The sequence below is a fragment of the Halanaerobium praevalens DSM 2228 genome, assembly GCF_000165465.1.
Taxonomy (GTDB): Bacteria; Bacillota; Halanaerobiia; order Halanaerobiales; family Halanaerobiaceae; genus Halanaerobium; species Halanaerobium praevalens.
On record NC_017455.1, the window covers coordinates 602066 to 618724 of the forward strand.

Below are 16659 nucleotides of genomic sequence, written 5' to 3' on the forward strand. Positions count from 1 at the left end.
TAGTTGCTGTAATTAGATTAACATTGCTGCAAACTACTAAAAACCTAATTCTTCTCCTACTAAAATAACTTTAATTCTATTTTTTTGACGTGAGCGGCGAGTAATAACTGTTTGACAGCAGATTGTATCTTCTACCTGACAATTATGACACTGGCCAGTTTTAGCACAAGGAGTGTTTTGGTTTAAGCGCATAGAATTTGGAGGTGCTGCCTGATTTTTGACTCTTTTAAGAGCACTTTCTAAATCTTTTGTTATTTTGTTCATCCCAGCTACGATAATTACATTTTTTGGTCCATAGATTAAGGCAGCTAAGCGATTACCATTTCCATCAATATTAACTAATTTTCCAGTTTGAGTAATTGCATTAGCACTCATTAAATAATAATCTGCACTTAAAGCTTGATGATAAATTTTTTCTTTAGCTTGGTAATTTTCAGCTTGAGCTCTATCTAGTAAGTTATAATCTTGTTGAGATAATTTTTCTAAGAGTCCAATTTCTTTTAAAGTCATTGAGCCTCCCCAGGAAATAGTTGATTTAACTTTAATTAAGTCAACTGCTTTTTGGCAGGCTAGTTCAGCAGTTTCAACAAAATAAGCTTCGATATTTCTTTTTTTAAAGTTTTTAATTAATTCTTTGGCTTTTATTTGGTAAAATTCTTTTTTATTATTCATTATAATTCTCCTTTTTTGTTTAGTCTTACTAATAATAATTAGATAAAAGTTAGGATTTTACCTTTTTTATTTTACTAATTAGTCTAAAAAGTGGAAAAATAGTCTGAAATCTGCTATTATTAAACTAAGTTAAAATATCAAAGGAGTTGATAGTATGAGTAGTGTAAATGCAGCTATGCAGAGTCAAATTGCAAGTGTTCAACAGGCTTTGAGTATTTCTGGTATGAGAAAATCGATGGGGCAGAGTGCTGAGCAAGTTTCAAAGTTGGTAGAGGGTATGGAAGAAACTTCACAGGCAGTTCAGCAGGCTCGTGTGGCTGGCCCAGGTAAAGGCCAAAATGTAAATTTAATGGCTTAAAATTTTTGTTTTAGCAAAAAGGACCTCTAATCTAGGTCCTTTTTTCTTTGCAGACTTTATTTTATATGATAAAATAGACAAAAGTATTTATTAAATCTGGAGAGGTTGTTATGATAATGAATAAAAATAATGCTCATTACAAAAAGGCAATGGATTCAATTAAAGACAATAATGTTTCAGCTGCAATTGATGAGTTAAAACTATGTTTAAAATTTAATTCAAATAGTACTTCTGTACTTAATTTGTTGGGCTTAGCTTATTATCTAAAATGCAGATTTGATAAGGCAGAAAAAACATGGCGTAAAAGTCTTTCTTTAGCAGCAGATAATAATAAGGCACGAGATTACTTAGAATTAATAACTAAAAGAGATTTTAAAGAACTAAGAAAAGAATATAAGCAGATACTTTTTGATGATAAAACAAAGCAAAATAAGAAAATTAAATTCTTAAAAAAATTAATTGAAAAACACGGGGAATTAATTGAACCATATGTTATTTTAGGTCTATTGTATAAAAGAGAGGGAGACTATGAACAGGCTCTAAAATATTTTTATCAGGCCTATGATTTAGACAGTGGTAATAAAAATATTAAAAATTACATAAAACAATGTGAAAGAGAAGATAAAACTAGTCCTGCTTTTAACTTCAAATCAAAAACAAACAAAAAGAGTGCAGTTATTGCTGGTATTATTGCGATTTTTATTTTTATGATTTTTCTTAATTTAAGTGGTTTAAACCCTGGGCAGTTGTTTGAGAATGAATTTCAGACTATGGATAAAGAACAAGCAAGTAATTCTGAAGAGTCTAAATTAGAAAAGACTGAAAAACAATCTAATTCAGAAGCAAAAGAAGCTGAAAAAGTGGACGATTCTAAGCTGAAAAAGAATAAATTAGAATTTAAATCTAATTTAAATTTAATGAAATATCAAAAAGAAGAAAATTTTTTAACTTTAGAAGATATAAAAAAATTAACTCAAAAAGAAAAAACAAAGGAAGAATTAATTTCTGCTAATAATTATTTAGAGACTAAAACAGAACAGCAGTTATTTAATTTGGCTTTAGATTATTTTTCTCGGTCTGATTATCAAAACTCATCTGATATATTTAATAGTATTTATAATTTAAGTGAAACTGATTATTTAAAGCGAGAAAGCTTATTTTTATTAGCTCGAAGTTATGAAAAAATGGAAGCATATCAGTCAGCTGAACATTTTTATCGGATTTATTTAAATGAATATCCAGAAAGTAATTATTATGATGAAGCATTATATAATTTGGGTTTGATGCTAGAAGAGGCTGGTTTAGAAAAAAAAAGTAAAGAAATATTAACTAGGCTTAGAGAAGAAGTGCCTTATAGTAAGTATAATAATTCAAAAGTGTATAATATCTTAAATAAATAATTTTATAGAGAGTAAGGGCCCTTATAGTCAAGAAATTTAATTAATTCTTTTCCATAAGGGATTTTTTTATTTTTATTTGATAAAGTTTAGGCCAAAATTTACCTGTTATTAAAAAACTATTATTTTGAGGATGATAGGCAATTCCATTTAAAACATCTATTTCTCCTTTATAATCAGTTTTTAAAATCCCAGTTAAATCTAGATATGATTTTACTAAACCATTTTTAGCATTTATTTTAATTATTAAATCACTATGCCAGATATTAGCATAAATAAAACCATTATGATATTCTAACTCATTAATTTCTGTTATTTTTTGATTTGTAGTTTGGACAGTAATTTTTCTGACTAAACTGAAATCTTTGGGGTTTCTGAATTGAATATTAAAACTGCCATTACTCATAATTAAATATTGTCCATTATTAGTTACGCCCCAGCCTTGGCCTTGATAATAAAATGTATTGATTAAATTAAAATTCAAATCATAGACAAAAGCAGTATTTTCTTTCCAGCTCAATTGATATATTTTATCATTTAAAATTGTAATTCCTTCTCCGAAATATTTAGGATTTAAATTTATTTTTTTAAGAATCTTATTATTTTTAAAGTCAATTTTTCTCAGGCTAGATTTATTATAGAGACCAGTTCCTTCATATAAATAACCTTTATAAATTTCTAAACCCTGAGTAAAAGCTTCTGGGTCATGCTGATAACTATTTAAAATCTTAAAATCTAATTTTTCTAATTTAGAATCATTTATTGTCAAAGCTTGACTAGGAATTGTTAATATAATTAAAATCAAAACTGTTAAAAAGTAAATTTTATTTAGCATTAATAATCATCCCTTTAAGTTTTAAATCCTTTATATTTAATTTTCTATTTGAGATCTAAAAATCCTTTTTAATTATTATTATAAGAAAAATTAACTAAAAAAACTAAAATTCTCTTAGAGTTAGATCTGCTACTAAAATAGAGTATTTGAACTTAAAAGTTAGTAAAACAAATTTAATTTAATTTTAGAGTGCTTAACAAATCAAATGATTAGCCGATTATAATTAAAAGAGAGGGAGTGTCAGAATGATAGAAAAATTAAATTTACACATTGATAATTATCCATCTCAAAAAGCTATGGGTTTTTATAAAACTGCAGATAGTGCTCAAAAGTTTGCAGAAAAAGGAATGAAAACAGCTCAAAAGGCAGCCTCTTTTTATGCGTCAACTGGTGATAAGCTAAGTAATTTTAAAAATTATAAAATTTCTAACTTGGCTTCAGAAATAATGTCCAATCCGAAAAAAGAGATTGTTATAACTTATAAACCAGGACCAAAGATAGATTTTAGAGCTTAAAAATTTAATTAGTTAAATGGAGGGATTTAAATGGAATTAATGACCAGAGATTTTGGTAAATTAAAAATAGATGAAGCCGATATAATCAATTTTAAATCAGGACTACCAGGTTTTGAAAATTTAAATGATTTTGTTTTATTACCTTTCGCTGAAGATTCGCCTTTTATAATTATGCAGTCAGTTGAAAGAGCAGAAATTGCTTTTGTAACAGTTGAGCCTGGTAATTTAATTAAAGATTACGAATTTGAAATCAGTGACAAAATAGAAGAAAATTTAAAGATAAAAAGTCTTGATGATCTTTTAGTTTTAAATATTATTACTTTAAAAAATAAAATTAATCAAAGTACTGCTAACCTTTCTGCTCCAATAATTATTAATTTAGAAGCTAAGCTTGGTAAGCAAATAATACTTGATGATCAACGCTATCAGGTTAGGTATAAAATTTTTGCTGCTGCAGAAGAGGTGGCAAAATAATGTTGGTTTTAAGTAGAAAATTAAACGAAAAAATTGTAATTGATGATCAAATAGAGTTAACAGTTGTTGGAATTGAAAATGGTAAAGTTCAACTTGGAATCGATGCTCCAAGAAGTATTGAAATATTAAGAAAAGAATTAATAGAAGATGTAAAAGAAGAAAATAAAAAAGCAGTTAAAAACAAGAAATTATTAGAAGAATTAAATAATATTAAATTTGGTGGCTAGAATTATTGCTATTTTGACTAAAAAATTATAAAATATATTTAGGAGGTAATTATATGCAAGCTAGAAGTGCCGATCAATATAAGCAAATGCAGATTAAAACAGCAAGTCCAGGCAAGCTTTTATTGATGCTTTATCAGGGTGGATTAAAGTTTATGAAATTAGCAAAAAAAAATATAAAAGCAGGAAAAATTGAAGAAAGCCATAAGAATATAATTAAGGCCCAAAATATTATTTTAGAATTACAAGGGACTTTAGATAAAAAGCAGGGTGGAGAAATTGCTATTCAACTAGAAAATCTTTATGATTATATTTATAGGGAATTGCTACAGGCTAATTTAAATAAAAACACTAAACATCTTGATAATGTTATACCTCTCGTTGAAGAACTATTTTTGACTTATAAAGAAATTATAGTTAATAAGGGTTCTAAAGATACAAAAAAAGTTAAGGCAGAGGTTTAGAGTGGAGGTAGTTGATGAAAGATTTATTTGATTTATATCAAGCTTTAAAATTAAAAACAAAAGAAGAAAAAGAATTAATTTCTGAAAATGATTTTGAAGCTCTAAAAGAAAAATTGGTTCAAAAAAATGACTTGATAGAATTAATAGATCAGATTAATGTTCAACAATATTTTGCGAAATTAGCTTTTTCTCTAAATAAAAAACAATTACAAGCTAAAAAAGATAGCTTAGCTCAATTAATTAAAGCAATAAATACTCTGCAGTCTCAAAATATTAAAGCTCTAGAAAACAAAAAAAAGGAAAACAAAGAAAAAATGATTTCTTTATATAGCAGGGAAAAAAGTATTAAGGGTTATCTCAATTCTGATAAATATGAAGCTAAATTTTTTGATGAAAAAAGTTAATATATTTTTTAAACTTAATAAAACTAGGGGGGAAGTCAATGCAGGATAATGGTTATTTAGATATGTTTTTTGATGAAGCTAAAGAATATGTTGAAACCCTAAACAATGGAATCTTAACTTTGGAAAATAATCCTGAGGACAAAGAAACCATAGATGCAGTATTTAGAGCTGCTCATTCACTTAAGGGGATGGCAGCTACCATGGGTTTTGAAAACTTAACTGAACTAACTCATAAAATGGAAAACATGTTAGATCGAGTTAGAGATGGTAAGCTTGATGTAACAACAGATTTTATTGATCTTTTATTACAGGGTCTAGATAATATTCAGTTTTTAGTAGAAAAGATTAGAGAAACTGATGGAGAAGAGCCAGAAGGGATCAATTTAGAAGGTTTTATTGAAGAACTAGCTAATTATGGTCAAGAAGGTACAGCCTCTAAGAAAGAGCAAGCAGATGATGATCAAGCTGGGGGAGCAGATAAAGAGTTTTCTCTTGATTTAACTAATGAGGAAAAAAAGAAATTAAATTCTGATAAAAAAGATAAAGAACGAATTTATCATTTAAAGATTCATCTAGATGAACAAGATTTTCAGAGTGTTAGAGCATTTATGTTTTTGAAAAAAATTGAAGAAATAGGACAATTATTTAAGGCAGTACCTGATAAAGATACTATTGAAAATTCGGAAGAAGATGTAGCAGAAGTTGATATTTATGCTTTAAGCTGGTTACCAGCAGATGAATTTAAAGAAGAATTAGCAGAAATATCTGGAGCAGAGGTAATTAATTTTGAAGAAATAGAATCTTTGGAAGTGGATAAAGAAGATAAAAAGAAAAAAGGGAAAAGTCTTCATGCTGAACATAAAGTGAATTCTTTCCAAAGTAGTTCGACAGTTAGAGTTGATATTTCTAAATTAGATAAATTAATGAATATGGTAGGAGAATTGTTAATTAATAAAACAAGACTCCAATCATTAGATATTCAAAAATCTAAATTTAATGAAATTATACCACAATTAGATCGAGTTACTATGGAATTACACCATATTGTAATGCAAATTAGAATGGTACCAGTTGGAGTTATGTTTAGTAGATTTCCCAGAATGATTAGAGATTTATCAAATAAAATGGATAAAGAAATTGATTTTGTTATGAAAGGTCAAGAAACTGAATTAGACCGCTCAATTATTGATGAATTATCTGATCCATTAACTCATTTACTCCGGAATGCTATTGACCATGGTGTTGAAACTCCTGAAGAAAGAAAAGCTAAGGGTAAAGATGAAGAAGGAAGAATAGAGCTGAGAGCTTATCAAAAAGGTAGTGAAATCATTATTGAAGTTAAAGATGATGGAGCTGGTATTGATGCAGATAAAATTGGCCGTAAAGCTGTAGAAAAGGGAATAGTTACTGAAGAAGAATTAGAACAAATGGAAAGAAGAGATATCCTTAACTTTGTTTTCCACCCTGGTTTTAGTACAGCATCTCAAGTTACAGATGTATCTGGTCGTGGTGTAGGAATGGATATTGTTCGAAATATAGTTAAAAAATTAGATGGTCAAATTAGTATAGAATCAAATCTAGGTAGTGGAAGTACATTTACTATTTCTCTTCCTTTAACTTTAGCGATTACTCAAGCCTTAATGATTAAAGTTGATGGAGATACTTTTGCTATTCCATTAAATGCAGTTAGTGAGACTTTGACTATCAGTCCTGCAAATATTAAAAAAGTTAGGGGTAAAGATGTAATTGTACTCCGCGAAAATACAATTCCACTAGTTTCTGCAGCTGAAATATTTGGCAGTAAAGATATTGATTCTTTTAAAAATTCAGAATCTGAATTATCAGTTGTAATCTTAAAGAGTGGAGATCGTTTTATTGGTTTAATAGTGGAAGAATTATTAAATCAGCAAGAAATAGTAATTAAATCTCTAGGTAATTATTTACAAGATACTGAATATATTAGTGGAGCTACAATTATTGGTGATGGTGATGTAGCACTAATAATTGATGTACGTGATATTGTAGCTTAATTTAATTAGCAAATAATTTCGAAAAAAGGGGTGTGATTATGGCAACAACTCAAGAGCGCTTAGATTTAGATGATGCTAAAAATCAAAATGGGAAAAAACATGGTCAAACTCAATATATTGTTTTTAATATTGGGGAAGAAGAGTATGGAATAGAGATTGAATATACAAGAGAAATTATAAAATCAGCTCAAATTACTAATGTTCCTAATACCGATGAGCATGTAGTAGGTGTAATTAACTTAAGAGGTATTATTGTACCTGTAGTTGATTTACACAGTCGTTTTGAAATCGATCAAGATAGTGGAAGCTTTGACGAAGATGAGCAGCGGACAATCACAGTTGAAGTAAATAATATGTTATTAGGAATTCAGGTTGATCATATTGAAGGAATAGTCTGGTTAGAAGAAGATAGTATTACACCAGCTCCTGATGTCGAAAGTAATTTAAGACAGGATTATTTACGTGGAGTTTGTGCACGTGATGAAGATCATTTATTAATCCTTTTAGATTTAGAAAAAACATTATTCACTCAATAATTTAGCTTTCCCCATTTTAAATTGTAATTTTTGCTAATTTAAGTGGGGAAAATTTTTATAAATTCCAAATAAAAGTTTGATATTTTAATCTGAAGTGATATAATTTAAAATAGTTACTTGTTTACTTAAAAAAGGGTTGATTTTATATTAATTACTAATGTCAGGAGGTAAGTTAATGGAGTTAGACCAGATGAAACAAGATATTCTCAAAGAAGTAGCTAATATTGGGGCTGGAAATGCAGCTACAGCTTTTTCGGGAATGATTGGTCAAGAAATAAATATGACAGTTCCTAAGGTGGAATTGATTGATATTCAGGAATTACCAGCTATTACAGGAGATGAAGAAGAATATATAGCCTGTATCATGATCAATTTTGCTGGAGAAATATCTGGTAAGATCTTATTAGTTGTTGATATGGAAAATGTAGAAAAAATGTTAAAATTAATTTTTCAGACTGATGAGTTACCAGGTAAAGAAATGCAGCATTCTGCTTTAAATGAATTGGGAAATATTTTGAGTGGAGCTTATTTAAAAGCAATTAATGATTTTACTAATTTAGATTTGGACCAAAGTGTCCCAGCTATGGCTTATGATATGGCTGGTGCTGTTTTAAGTTCTTCTGTAATTGATTATAGTCAAACAGAAGATTTTATTCTGCTTTTAGAAACTGAGTTTATAGCAGGAGATGAAAAATTAGAGTTATTTTACTTTTTTATTCCAGAAAAAGATTCACTTGGTTTACTGTTTAAGAAATTGGTAGGTGATAGCCTTGCCTAATCGGGATCAGGTAGCAGAAAAATTGATTGTAAAAATGGCAGACCATGCAGTTGGTGATAAAAATACTCTTTTAGCTACACTTGGACTGGGTTCTTGTATTGGAATTGCCCTCTATGATCGCTTTGCCAAAGTTGGTGGTCTGGTGCATATAATGCTACCTGAAAATCCAGGTGGTAAAAAAATTGTAAAGTATGCAGATACAGGTATTCCTTATTTAATTGAAGAAATGGAAGCAATTGGAGCCAAAAAGAGACGTCTTTCGGCAAAAATTGTTGGTGGAGCTGGAATGTTTAAGTCAGAAAGTGGAGATTCAGTAATGAAAATTGGAGCTCGTAATATAGTCGCTGTTAAAGAAACATTAAAAGATTTAGGGATTAAAATTTTAGGTAGTGATGTAGGTAAAGACTATGGTCGTTCTATGTATTTTTATGTAAATGATGGCCGAGTTGAAATCAAATCTTTTAGTAAAGATTTGATAACTCTTTAAATTTATTATATAGTAAATTTAATAAAATTTGAAAGATTTTTGATTTTGATTGTCAAAAGATATTAATTCTGTTATTATATGAAATGGTAATATCTAAAAAAAAAGGGAGGTAATTTTTAAATGCCTAAAGTGTTAGTTGTAGATGATGCAGCATTTATGAGACTGAATTTGAAAAACATATTAAAAGATGATTTTGAAGTAGTTGGTGAAGCAGAGAATGGAAAAGAAGCAGTTGAGCTTTACCAAGAATTAAAACCAGATATAGTGACAATGGATATCACAATGCCTGTGATGGATGGTTTAGAAGCAATTAAGGCTATTCAAGATATTGATCCTGATGCTCAAATAGTAGTTTGTAGTGCTATGGGACAGCAAAAAATTGTTATTCAAGCAATAGAGATGGGAGCAAAAGACTTTATAGTTAAGCCTTTCAAAAAAGATAGAGTTATGGAATCCTTAGGAAAATTAGTGTAAATTTAAATTATAAAATTATAACAAAATATTATAATTTAATAAGCGATAGTTATAGTAATAAATATTAGCAAAATTAGCGAAAGTTGATGACGCAAAGTTATGGGTCTAAGATATTTAATATATTATGATTGCCAAACTGCACAGCATGAAATCTATAGTCTATTGCTGTAGATTTTTTAAGTTGAAGGGGGTAAAAATTATGGGTAATTTAGAAATAATAACCAGAGCCCTTGCTGGTTCAGCTCGCCGGGGAGAGTTGATAGCTAATAATCTTGCCAATGTAAGTACTCCGGGATATAAAAGACAAGATATTGACTTTAAATCTGCTTTAAAAAAAGAAATTTCTGCTAAAAATTCTGTTAGTTTAAAAACAACTAGAAAAAATCATTTACCATTTAGTAAACAATATAGATCTTTAAATGGAAATGAAAATAACAGAAGTTACAGAAATGATGATAATAGTGTAGATGTTGATGTTGAAATGGCAGAATTAGCTAAAAATAGTATTTATTATAGTGTTATGTCAAAAAGAGCTGCTGGTCATTTTTCTACTATTAATCGAGTTATTCAGCAGGGAGGTAAATAATAATGTTCAAAGGGATAGATATTAGTGCATCTGGTTTAACTGCACAGCGACTAAGAATGGATACTATTTCTTCTAATATTGCAAATGCAGAAACTACTAGAGACGAAAATGGAAATACATATAGAAGAAAGACACCTATTTTCAGACAAAAATTAGAAAACAAAATGGGAGCTGCAGAAGTTGGAAATGGAAGTTCTCTTAATTCAGGTGGGGTTGAAGTTGATCAAATTGCAGAAGATCAATCACCTTTTAGACTTGAATATAGGCCGAATCATCCAGATGCAAATGAAGAAGGTTATGTTGAATTGCCAAATGTAAGTGTAATGACAGAGATGGTAAATATGATTGACGCTAGTCGTGCTTATGAAGCAAATACACAAGCTATTTCTAATTATAAGAGTATGGCAAATAGTGCTCTTAATATCAGCACTTAAAAGGAGTGGCAAAGATGGAAATTAATCCAATGAAGTTTCAAACAGGATTTGAAAATTTTAAAATTGAAAAAAATGAAAATCAAAAAAGTTCTAAAGCTTTTTCTGATTTATTTAAACAAAAATTAAGTGAAGTAAACCAACTGCAAAAAGATTCTCAGGCAGTAACTGCTAGTTTTGCTGCTGGCGAAACTGATAACATACATGATGTAATGATTGCAGCAGAAAAAGCTAAAATTGGTGTTAATTTGACTACTGCAGTCCAGACCAAGGTAATAGATGCTTATAATGAAATAATGCGTCTTCAAGTATAGATTTATCAATAATTTAGAATAAAGAGTATTTACGAAAGAGGTATAATGATGGCCGAATTTTTCGCAAAATACAAAGAAGAAGTAAAAGAAACATGGACAAAATTAAATAAAAGTGTACAAATATTAATTATTATTCTCACAATCTTAATGGCTGGTGCCTTCGGCTATCTTATTTTTAGGGGAGCTTCTAGTAATTATCAACCTCTTTTTACAAATTTAAGCACATCAGATACAGCTGCAATTGTAGAAAGATTAGATGAAAATCAAGTTGATTATAAATTAGGGGGTAATGGAAATACCATTTTAGTTCCTGAAAGTGAGATTCACAGATTGAGGCTGGATATGGCTTCAGCTGGACTTCCTGATCAGGGAGTAGTAGGTTTCGAAATTTTTGATAGTAGTGACTTTGGTACAACAGAATTTGAGAGAAGAGTCAATTATTATCGTGCTCTTGGTGGTGAACTTAGTCGCTCAATCCAGTCGATTTCGGGAATAGAATTTGCTCGAGTCCAAATTACTCCACCAGAAGAAAGTTTGTTTTTAGATGAGGAAAAATCAGCAACTGCTTCAGTTGTTGTTAAATTGAGTGCTGGTTACAAAATGAGTTCAGAGCGAGTTCGAGCTGTACAGAATTTAGTTGCAAGTGGAGTTCAAGATCTTCCGTTGGAAGAAGTTACCTTAGTAGATACTAATGGTAATCTTTTATCTAAACCTGTAAACAGTGAAGATGGACGCTGGTCTGATCCTCAAAATTTTGCAATTCAAAAGGAATTTGAGTCTGCTCTTAAAAATGATCTAAGAGTTCTTTTAACTAAGGTTTTAGGACCAAACAATTTTGCTGTACAAGTTAATGCAAAATTGAATTTTGATCAGCGTCATTCCGAAAGTAAGACTTATGCTCCAGTTATTGATGATAGCGGTATTATCCGTAGTCAAGAAGTTAATACTGAAAGCCAAGAAAATGGGATTAATGGTGGAGCCCCGGGAACAGATGCTAATATACCTCAATATCAAGCTGAGGGTACTGGAGAAGCTAGTAGTTATGATAGGGAAAATACGATTACTAATTATGAAATAAATGAAAGAATTGAAGAACATATTTACGCTCCAGGTGAAGTAGAGCGCTTATCTGTTTCAGTAATGCTTGATCAAGATACAGATGAAGAAAAAATTGCTCAAATCAGAAATGCAGTTGGGGCTGCAATTGGATATAATGAAGATAGAGGAGATGTCTTAAATATTAGTTCTATTGCTTTTGATGATTCAATGGAAGTAGCAGCTCAAGAAGCAATGGAGGCTCAACAGGCTGCAGAGCGAAGACAAATGTATATTTATGCTGGTTTAATATTACTAGTTTTAATTTTAACCTCTGCTTTAATTATTTACTTATATCGTAAAAAACCAAGTTCAGATCAGAGCGAGCAATTAGAGCTTGCTGCTGAAGGCGATGAAGATGAAATAGATTTATTTGAACCAAATGCAGATCAGAAAAAAAGAGCAAAAGTTAAAAATGAGCTTGAAAATATGATTCATTCTGATCCAGAAAATGCAGCTAAATTAATACGTAGTTGGATAGTTGACGAATAAATGTCGAAGGGGTTTTTGTTATGAAAGATGAGTTAACAGGAAAAGAAAAAGCGGCTATTTTATTAATTTCACTGGGGCCAGATGTTTCATCAGATATTTTTAAGCACTTAGATGATGAAGAAGTTGAGAAACTGACATTAGAAATTGCAAATCAAAATAAGATTGATCCCGAAGTTAAAAAGAAAATCCAAGAAGAATTTCTGCAGCTGCAGAAAGCAAATGATTATATTAATTCTGGAGGTATTAGCTATGCCAAAAAAATTCTAGAAAAATCTTTTGGTAAAGATAAAACTAAAAGTATTATTAACCGTTTAACTGCAACCCTCCAGGTTAGGCCTTTTGATTCAATTCGAGGCTCAGATCCAAGTCAACTGCTGAACTTTATCCAGGGAGAACATCCACAGACAATTGCTTTAATCCTTGTTTATATTGAGCCAACTCAAGCTTCTCAAATTTTATCAGCTCTTGCTCCAGAAGTTCAGAGTGAAGTAGCAAAGAGAATGGCTGTTATGGATAGGACTTCTCCTGAAATCATTAAAGAAGTTGAGGCAGTATTAGAGAAAAAAGTTTCCTCAGTTGCAGCTAATGAATATGCTAGTGCTGGTGGAGTTCAATCTATTGTTGATGTTTTAAATCAAGTAGACCGTGGAACTGAGAAAAATATTTTAGATAAATTAGAAGAAGATGACCCAGAATTAGTAGAAGAAATTAAAAAGAGAATGTTTGTATTTGAGGATGTTGTTCTCTTATCTGATAGAGCAGTACAGCTTGTATTACGTCAAGTTGAGACCCATGATCTTGCTTTAGCTTTAAAAACAGCTAGTGATGAGGTAGAAAATATTATTACAGGCAATATGTCTCAAAGAGCTGCTGAGATGCTGGAAGAAGATATAGAATTTATGGGACCAGTTCGAATTAGAGAAGTAGAAGATGCTCAACAGAGAATTGTTAATGTGATTAGAGAATTAGAAGAAAGTGGAGAAATTGTTATTGCTAGAGGTGGGGAGAGTGAAGTAATTGTCTAAAGTTATAAAAACTTCTCAAATGACAGGTAAGTATAAGATTAAAAGAAATCCTAAAACTCTCTCAATCAAAAAAGAACAAGAAAAGGCTAAAAACGAATCAGAAAAAAAGAATAAAAAAAAGCCTGAAGTTTTAGATGCTGAAAAAAAAGCAGAAGAAATAATTGAAGCAGCAGAAAAAAAATCAGAAAATATAATTGAACAAGCCCAAACAAAAAAAGAAGCAATAATTGAAGAAAAAGATAAAATATATTCTGATTTAAAGGCCGAAGCGGAAGCAGAAGGTTTAAAAAAGGCCAAAGCTGAAGTAGATAAACTAAAGACAGATTTAAGTAATTTGATTTCTAGTTTTGAAAAAGAATTCAGACAAGAAAAAGATCAAATTAGACAAGACATGATTAAATTAGCAGTTAAAATTGCAAGTATAGTAATCGATGTTAAATTAGAAGTTGAAGCTGATATTATTAATAATATTATTTCTGATATGTTAAATAAAATAGATGATAATCATCGTGATATAGTTGTAAGAGTAAATCCTCAGCTCTTACCATATGTAGATGAAAAGCAATTTTATCAGCATATCAATAAAAAAAATATTGATTTTATTTCAGATCCAGAACTTAAAAAAGGTGATTGTGTGGTTGAAACAAATCTAGGGGGCAAAGAAGGTAGTTTAGAGCATAAGCTTGATTTAATTAAGACTGAACTATTAAAAGAGGTTGAAAAACATGATTAATTTAGATCTGTCAAAATTGGAAACTAAATTAAATAATATTAATATGACTCGTAATTTTGGTCATATTAATAGAGTAATTGGTTTGGTAATTGAATCAATTGGACCTCAAGCCTCGATTGGTGAGCTTTGTTTAATTAAAGGAGAAAATGGTGATATTAAAGCTGAAGTAGTTGGCTTTGATGATAATAAGGTGTTAATGATGCCTATTGGAGAAATGGAAGGTATTCGTCCAGGAGCTAGAGTGATAGCAACTGATGAGAAACTAAAAGTTAAAGTTGGTAAAGAGCTGCTTGGTAAAATAATTGATGGTAGTGGTAATATTATTAGTGGAGAAGATCCTAGTGGCTTAAATGAAGTTCCAGTTAACAATAAACCTCCTGATCCCTTAACTAGAGCAAGGATCAAAGCTCCATTGTCTTTGGGAGTCAGATGTATTGATGGTTTTTTGACTTGTGGTAAAGGTCAAAGAATGGGAATCTTTGCTGGTAGTGGTGTAGGTAAATCAACTTTGCTAGGAATGGCTGCTCGAAATACTAATGCGGATATTAATGTAATTGGCTTAGTTGGAGAGCGTGGGCGTGAAGTTAGAGATTTTATTGAAAAAGATTTAGGAGCTGAGGGTTTAGAAAGGTCAATAGTGGTAGTAGCTACTTCTGACCAACCTGCGCTTTTGAGAGTTAAAGCAGCAAATATTGCTACAGCAATTGCAGAATATTTTAGAGATCAAGGAGAAGATGTTCTACTTATGATGGATTCTGTAACAAGGGTTGCAATGGCTTTAAGAGAAGTGGGACTTGCTATTGGTGAACCTCCAGCAACAAGGGGTTATCCACCTTCTGTATTTGCAGAATTGCCTAAATTATTAGAGAGAACAGGTACAAATGATGTTGGCTCAATTACTGCTTTATACACTGTTTTAGTTGAGGGTGATGATTTTAATGAACCTGTTTCTGATACTGTAAGAGGTATTTTAGATGGACATATTTCATTATCAAGAGAATTAGCAGAATCAAGTCATTATCCTGCAGTTGATGTTTTAAGTAGTGTTAGTAGAATTATGGAAGATATAGTTAGCAAAGAGCACAGTCAGGCAGCTGCAAAATTACAAAAAATAATTGCAACCTATAATCAGTCTGAGGATTTAATTAATATTGGAGCCTATGAAAAAGGTTCTAACCCAGAAGTTGATCGAGCTATTGCTAAAATTGATGAAATTAATAATTTTTTAACTCAGGGAATTAATGAAGAGGCCAATTATGAGAGTACTGTTCAGCAATTAATTCAAATAGCTGAAAAATAGTAATAAAGGTGGCTGAATTATGAAGGGATATAAATTTAAGTTTGAGAAAATCTTAAATTTAAGAATTCGCCAAGAAGAGCAGGAAGAAGATAAATATCTGCTTTTAAAAAAAGAGTTAAATGATATTAAAAATAGAATTAATTCTATCAAATCTGACAAAGAAGAAGTTTATGATCAGCTAAGAGATAAAGAAAATAATTTGGCTTTAAATATAAGTTTAAGGAAATATTTAAAAAGTCTTAATCTGAAAATAGAGAGAGCTAAAACTGAAAAAGCTGCTAAAAAAGAAAAGGTAGCTAAGCAATTGAAGGTTTTAATGGAAAAGAAAAAAGAGCGTAAAACAATGGAAAAATTAAAAGAAAAAGAAATTGAAAAATTTGTTAAAGAATTTTTTAAAGCTGAACAAAAAGAGCTTGATGAAATGGGTAGACATTATTCGATGGGTGGTCGATTAACTTGATAAAGAAGATTTTGTTTTTTTTAATGATATTTTTAATATTATTTGCAATGTTAACCTGGTCTTTTAATGCTCTGGGTATAATTGATGTTAAAACAACAGTGAGTAACCTAGCTAACAGCACACCAGTTGTCAAAGATTATATAATAACCCAAACAGAACTGGATTCTTTAAAGGATGAAAATTCTAATTTAGAAAAAACAATTAATGAAAAAGATAGTGAAATTCTTGAATTAGAAAGTGAAATTGAAAAGGCAAATAAAAAGCTGGCTGCAAAAGATCAGGCTATTTCAGATTTAGAAACAGACTATAAGAATTTAAATACTGAAATTGATGATCGAGAAGCTAAATTAGATAAGGTAGCAAATATTTATACCAAAATGGAACCAGCAGCAGCTGCTGCAGTTATTCAAGAACTAAATGCTAATTTAGCAGTTGAAGTTTTAAGTCGACTTAAAGATGAACAAGCTGCAGAAATACTAGAGTCTTTACCCCAACAAGAAGCTGCCAGATTTATCAGCCAGTTGGGTTTAGAATAAAAATTAAGTTCATTTAGATTAAAAATCAAAATGAAAGGA

Annotated in this window: 23 protein-coding genes and 1 riboswitch; of the genes, 21 read left to right on the forward strand and 2 right to left on the reverse strand. The window is 30.1% G+C overall.

Annotated elements, in window-relative coordinates:
- Positions 1–36 precede the first annotated feature (36 nt).
- Complete coding sequence (locus HPRAE_RS02660; protein ID WP_014552713.1) at positions 37–672, reverse strand: lactate utilization protein; 636 nt, start codon at positions 670–672, stop codon at positions 37–39.
- A 154-nt stretch (positions 673–826) separates the two neighbouring features.
- Between HPRAE_RS02660 and HPRAE_RS02665 the strand changes: the two genes are divergently transcribed.
- A complete protein-coding gene (locus tag HPRAE_RS02665; protein WP_014552714.1) occupies positions 827–1030 on the forward strand; it encodes a putative motility protein in 204 nt (67 codons plus the stop codon).
- Between the two features lie 110 nt (positions 1031–1140).
- Positions 1141–2430: a tetratricopeptide repeat protein gene (locus HPRAE_RS02670; RefSeq protein WP_014552715.1), complete on the forward strand. Its 1290-nt coding sequence runs from the start codon at positions 1141–1143 to the stop codon at positions 2428–2430.
- A 40-nt stretch (positions 2431–2470) separates the two neighbouring features.
- Here HPRAE_RS02670 and HPRAE_RS02675 read toward each other — a convergent pair whose 3' ends face one another.
- Positions 2471–3262: a glutaminyl-peptide cyclotransferase gene (locus HPRAE_RS02675; protein ID WP_014552716.1), complete on the reverse strand. Its 792-nt coding sequence runs from the start codon at positions 3260–3262 to the stop codon at positions 2471–2473.
- Positions 3263–3507: 245 nt separating this feature from the next.
- Between HPRAE_RS02675 and HPRAE_RS02680 the strand changes: the two genes are divergently transcribed.
- The 19 genes from HPRAE_RS02680 to HPRAE_RS02770 all read left to right on the forward strand — a co-directional run bounded on the left by HPRAE_RS02680 (position 3508) and on the right by HPRAE_RS02770 (position 16620).
- The gene (locus HPRAE_RS02680; protein WP_014552717.1) at positions 3508–3777 is read left to right on the forward strand and encodes a DUF6470 family protein; all 270 of its coding nucleotides are present in this window, start codon (positions 3508–3510) and stop codon (positions 3775–3777) included.
- A gap of 30 nt (positions 3778–3807) precedes the next feature.
- Positions 3808–4251 carry a flagellar assembly protein FliW gene (gene fliW / locus HPRAE_RS02685; protein ID WP_014552718.1) on the forward strand — a complete coding sequence of 148 codons (444 nt, stop codon included), beginning with the start codon at positions 3808–3810 and terminating at the stop codon, positions 4249–4251.
- On the forward strand, positions 4251–4478 hold the full coding sequence (csrA, locus tag HPRAE_RS02690) for a carbon storage regulator CsrA (RefSeq protein WP_014552719.1): 228 nt from the start codon (positions 4251–4253) through the stop codon (positions 4476–4478). The genes fliW and csrA overlap by 1 nt, the downstream gene beginning before the upstream one ends.
- Before the next feature lie 53 nt (positions 4479–4531).
- Positions 4532–4939 (forward strand): flagellar export chaperone FliS, encoded by a 408-nt coding sequence (gene fliS / locus HPRAE_RS02695; protein WP_014552720.1) that lies wholly within the window; start codon positions 4532–4534, stop codon positions 4937–4939.
- 14 nt (positions 4940–4953) lie between these two features.
- On the forward strand, positions 4954–5343 hold the full coding sequence (locus HPRAE_RS02700) for a hypothetical protein (RefSeq protein ID WP_014552721.1): 390 nt from the start codon (positions 4954–4956) through the stop codon (positions 5341–5343).
- A gap of 38 nt (positions 5344–5381) precedes the next feature.
- Positions 5382–7373 carry a chemotaxis protein CheA gene (locus HPRAE_RS02705; protein ID WP_014552722.1) on the forward strand — a complete coding sequence of 664 codons (1992 nt, stop codon included), beginning with the start codon at positions 5382–5384 and terminating at the stop codon, positions 7371–7373.
- Between the two features lie 38 nt (positions 7374–7411).
- Positions 7412–7909, forward strand: a complete 498-nt coding sequence (locus HPRAE_RS02710; protein WP_014552723.1) for a chemotaxis protein CheW — start codon at positions 7412–7414, stop codon at positions 7907–7909.
- Positions 7910–8084: 175 nt separating this feature from the next.
- Positions 8085–8687, forward strand: coding sequence for a chemotaxis protein CheC (locus tag HPRAE_RS02715; protein ID WP_014552724.1), 603 nt, complete (start codon positions 8085–8087; stop codon positions 8685–8687).
- The gene (locus HPRAE_RS02720) at positions 8671–9174 is read left to right on the forward strand and encodes a chemotaxis protein CheD (protein ID WP_245528277.1); all 504 of its coding nucleotides are present in this window, start codon (positions 8671–8673) and stop codon (positions 9172–9174) included. Before HPRAE_RS02715 ends, HPRAE_RS02720 begins: the two co-directional genes overlap by 17 nt.
- 120 nt (positions 9175–9294) lie before the next feature.
- A complete protein-coding gene (locus HPRAE_RS02725; protein ID WP_014552726.1) occupies positions 9295–9648 on the forward strand; it encodes a response regulator in 354 nt (117 codons plus the stop codon).
- Between the two features lie 56 nt (positions 9649–9704).
- A riboswitch (cyclic di-GMP riboswitch) is annotated at positions 9705–9792 on the forward strand.
- A 55-nt stretch (positions 9793–9847) separates the two neighbouring features.
- A complete protein-coding gene (gene flgB, locus HPRAE_RS02730; protein WP_014552727.1) occupies positions 9848–10234 on the forward strand; it encodes a flagellar basal body rod protein FlgB in 387 nt (128 codons plus the stop codon).
- A 2-nt stretch (positions 10235–10236) separates the two neighbouring features.
- On the forward strand, positions 10237–10668 hold the full coding sequence (gene flgC / locus HPRAE_RS02735) for a flagellar basal body rod protein FlgC (protein ID WP_014552728.1): 432 nt from the start codon (positions 10237–10239) through the stop codon (positions 10666–10668).
- Between the two features lie 14 nt (positions 10669–10682).
- Positions 10683–10979, forward strand: a complete 297-nt coding sequence (fliE, locus tag HPRAE_RS02740) for a flagellar hook-basal body complex protein FliE (protein ID WP_014552729.1) — start codon at positions 10683–10685, stop codon at positions 10977–10979.
- 48 nt (positions 10980–11027) lie between these two features.
- The gene (fliF, locus tag HPRAE_RS02745) at positions 11028–12566 is read left to right on the forward strand and encodes a flagellar basal-body MS-ring/collar protein FliF (RefSeq protein WP_014552730.1); all 1539 of its coding nucleotides are present in this window, start codon (positions 11028–11030) and stop codon (positions 12564–12566) included.
- Positions 12567–12586: 20 nt separating this feature from the next.
- A complete protein-coding gene (gene fliG / locus HPRAE_RS02750; protein ID WP_014552731.1) occupies positions 12587–13591 on the forward strand; it encodes a flagellar motor switch protein FliG in 1005 nt (334 codons plus the stop codon).
- Entirely contained in the window at positions 13584–14324 is a 741-nt protein-coding gene (locus HPRAE_RS02755) for a FliH/SctL family protein (RefSeq protein ID WP_014552732.1), read from the forward strand. The genes fliG and HPRAE_RS02755 overlap by 8 nt, the downstream gene beginning before the upstream one ends.
- Positions 14317–15624, forward strand: a complete 1308-nt coding sequence (gene fliI, locus HPRAE_RS02760) for a flagellar protein export ATPase FliI (RefSeq protein WP_014552733.1) — start codon at positions 14317–14319, stop codon at positions 15622–15624. The genes HPRAE_RS02755 and fliI overlap by 8 nt, the downstream gene beginning before the upstream one ends.
- A gap of 19 nt (positions 15625–15643) precedes the next feature.
- Positions 15644–16084: a flagellar export protein FliJ gene (gene fliJ / locus HPRAE_RS02765; RefSeq protein WP_014552734.1), complete on the forward strand. Its 441-nt coding sequence runs from the start codon at positions 15644–15646 to the stop codon at positions 16082–16084.
- On the forward strand, positions 16081–16620 hold the full coding sequence (locus tag HPRAE_RS02770) for a MotE family protein (RefSeq protein WP_014552735.1): 540 nt from the start codon (positions 16081–16083) through the stop codon (positions 16618–16620). The genes fliJ and HPRAE_RS02770 overlap by 4 nt, the downstream gene beginning before the upstream one ends.
- The last annotated feature ends 39 nt before the right edge of the window (positions 16621–16659 follow it).

Bases quoted from the DNA above. Each gene is read 5' to 3' on its own strand.
- HPRAE_RS02660 (WP_014552713.1), bottom strand. From the start codon at position 672: ATGAATAATAAAAAAGAATTTTACCAAATAAAAGCCAAAGAATTAATT.
- HPRAE_RS02665 (WP_014552714.1), top strand. From the start codon at position 827: ATGAGTAGTGTAAATGCAGCTATGCAGAGTCAAATTGCAAGTGTTCAA.
- HPRAE_RS02670 (WP_014552715.1), top strand. From the start codon at position 1,141: ATGATAATGAATAAAAATAATGCTCATTACAAAAAGGCAATGGATTCA.
- HPRAE_RS02675 (WP_014552716.1), bottom strand. From the start codon at position 3,262: ATGCTAAATAAAATTTACTTTTTAACAGTTTTGATTTTAATTATATTA.
- HPRAE_RS02680 (WP_014552717.1), top strand. From the start codon at position 3,508: ATGATAGAAAAATTAAATTTACACATTGATAATTATCCATCTCAAAAA.
- fliW (WP_014552718.1), top strand. From the start codon at position 3,808: ATGGAATTAATGACCAGAGATTTTGGTAAATTAAAAATAGATGAAGCC.
- csrA (WP_014552719.1), top strand. From the start codon at position 4,251: ATGTTGGTTTTAAGTAGAAAATTAAACGAAAAAATTGTAATTGATGAT.
- fliS (WP_014552720.1), top strand. From the start codon at position 4,532: ATGCAAGCTAGAAGTGCCGATCAATATAAGCAAATGCAGATTAAAACA.
- HPRAE_RS02700 (WP_014552721.1), top strand. From the start codon at position 4,954: ATGAAAGATTTATTTGATTTATATCAAGCTTTAAAATTAAAAACAAAA.
- HPRAE_RS02705 (WP_014552722.1), top strand. From the start codon at position 5,382: ATGCAGGATAATGGTTATTTAGATATGTTTTTTGATGAAGCTAAAGAA.
- HPRAE_RS02710 (WP_014552723.1), top strand. From the start codon at position 7,412: ATGGCAACAACTCAAGAGCGCTTAGATTTAGATGATGCTAAAAATCAA.
- HPRAE_RS02715 (WP_014552724.1), top strand. From the start codon at position 8,085: ATGGAGTTAGACCAGATGAAACAAGATATTCTCAAAGAAGTAGCTAAT.
- HPRAE_RS02725 (WP_014552726.1), top strand. From the start codon at position 9,295: ATGCCTAAAGTGTTAGTTGTAGATGATGCAGCATTTATGAGACTGAAT.
- flgB (WP_014552727.1), top strand. From the start codon at position 9,848: ATGGGTAATTTAGAAATAATAACCAGAGCCCTTGCTGGTTCAGCTCGC.
- flgC (WP_014552728.1), top strand. From the start codon at position 10,237: ATGTTCAAAGGGATAGATATTAGTGCATCTGGTTTAACTGCACAGCGA.
- fliE (WP_014552729.1), top strand. From the start codon at position 10,683: ATGGAAATTAATCCAATGAAGTTTCAAACAGGATTTGAAAATTTTAAA.
- fliF (WP_014552730.1), top strand. From the start codon at position 11,028: ATGGCCGAATTTTTCGCAAAATACAAAGAAGAAGTAAAAGAAACATGG.
- fliG (WP_014552731.1), top strand. From the start codon at position 12,587: ATGAAAGATGAGTTAACAGGAAAAGAAAAAGCGGCTATTTTATTAATT.
- fliI (WP_014552733.1), top strand. From the start codon at position 14,317: ATGATTAATTTAGATCTGTCAAAATTGGAAACTAAATTAAATAATATT.
- fliJ (WP_014552734.1), top strand. From the start codon at position 15,644: ATGAAGGGATATAAATTTAAGTTTGAGAAAATCTTAAATTTAAGAATT.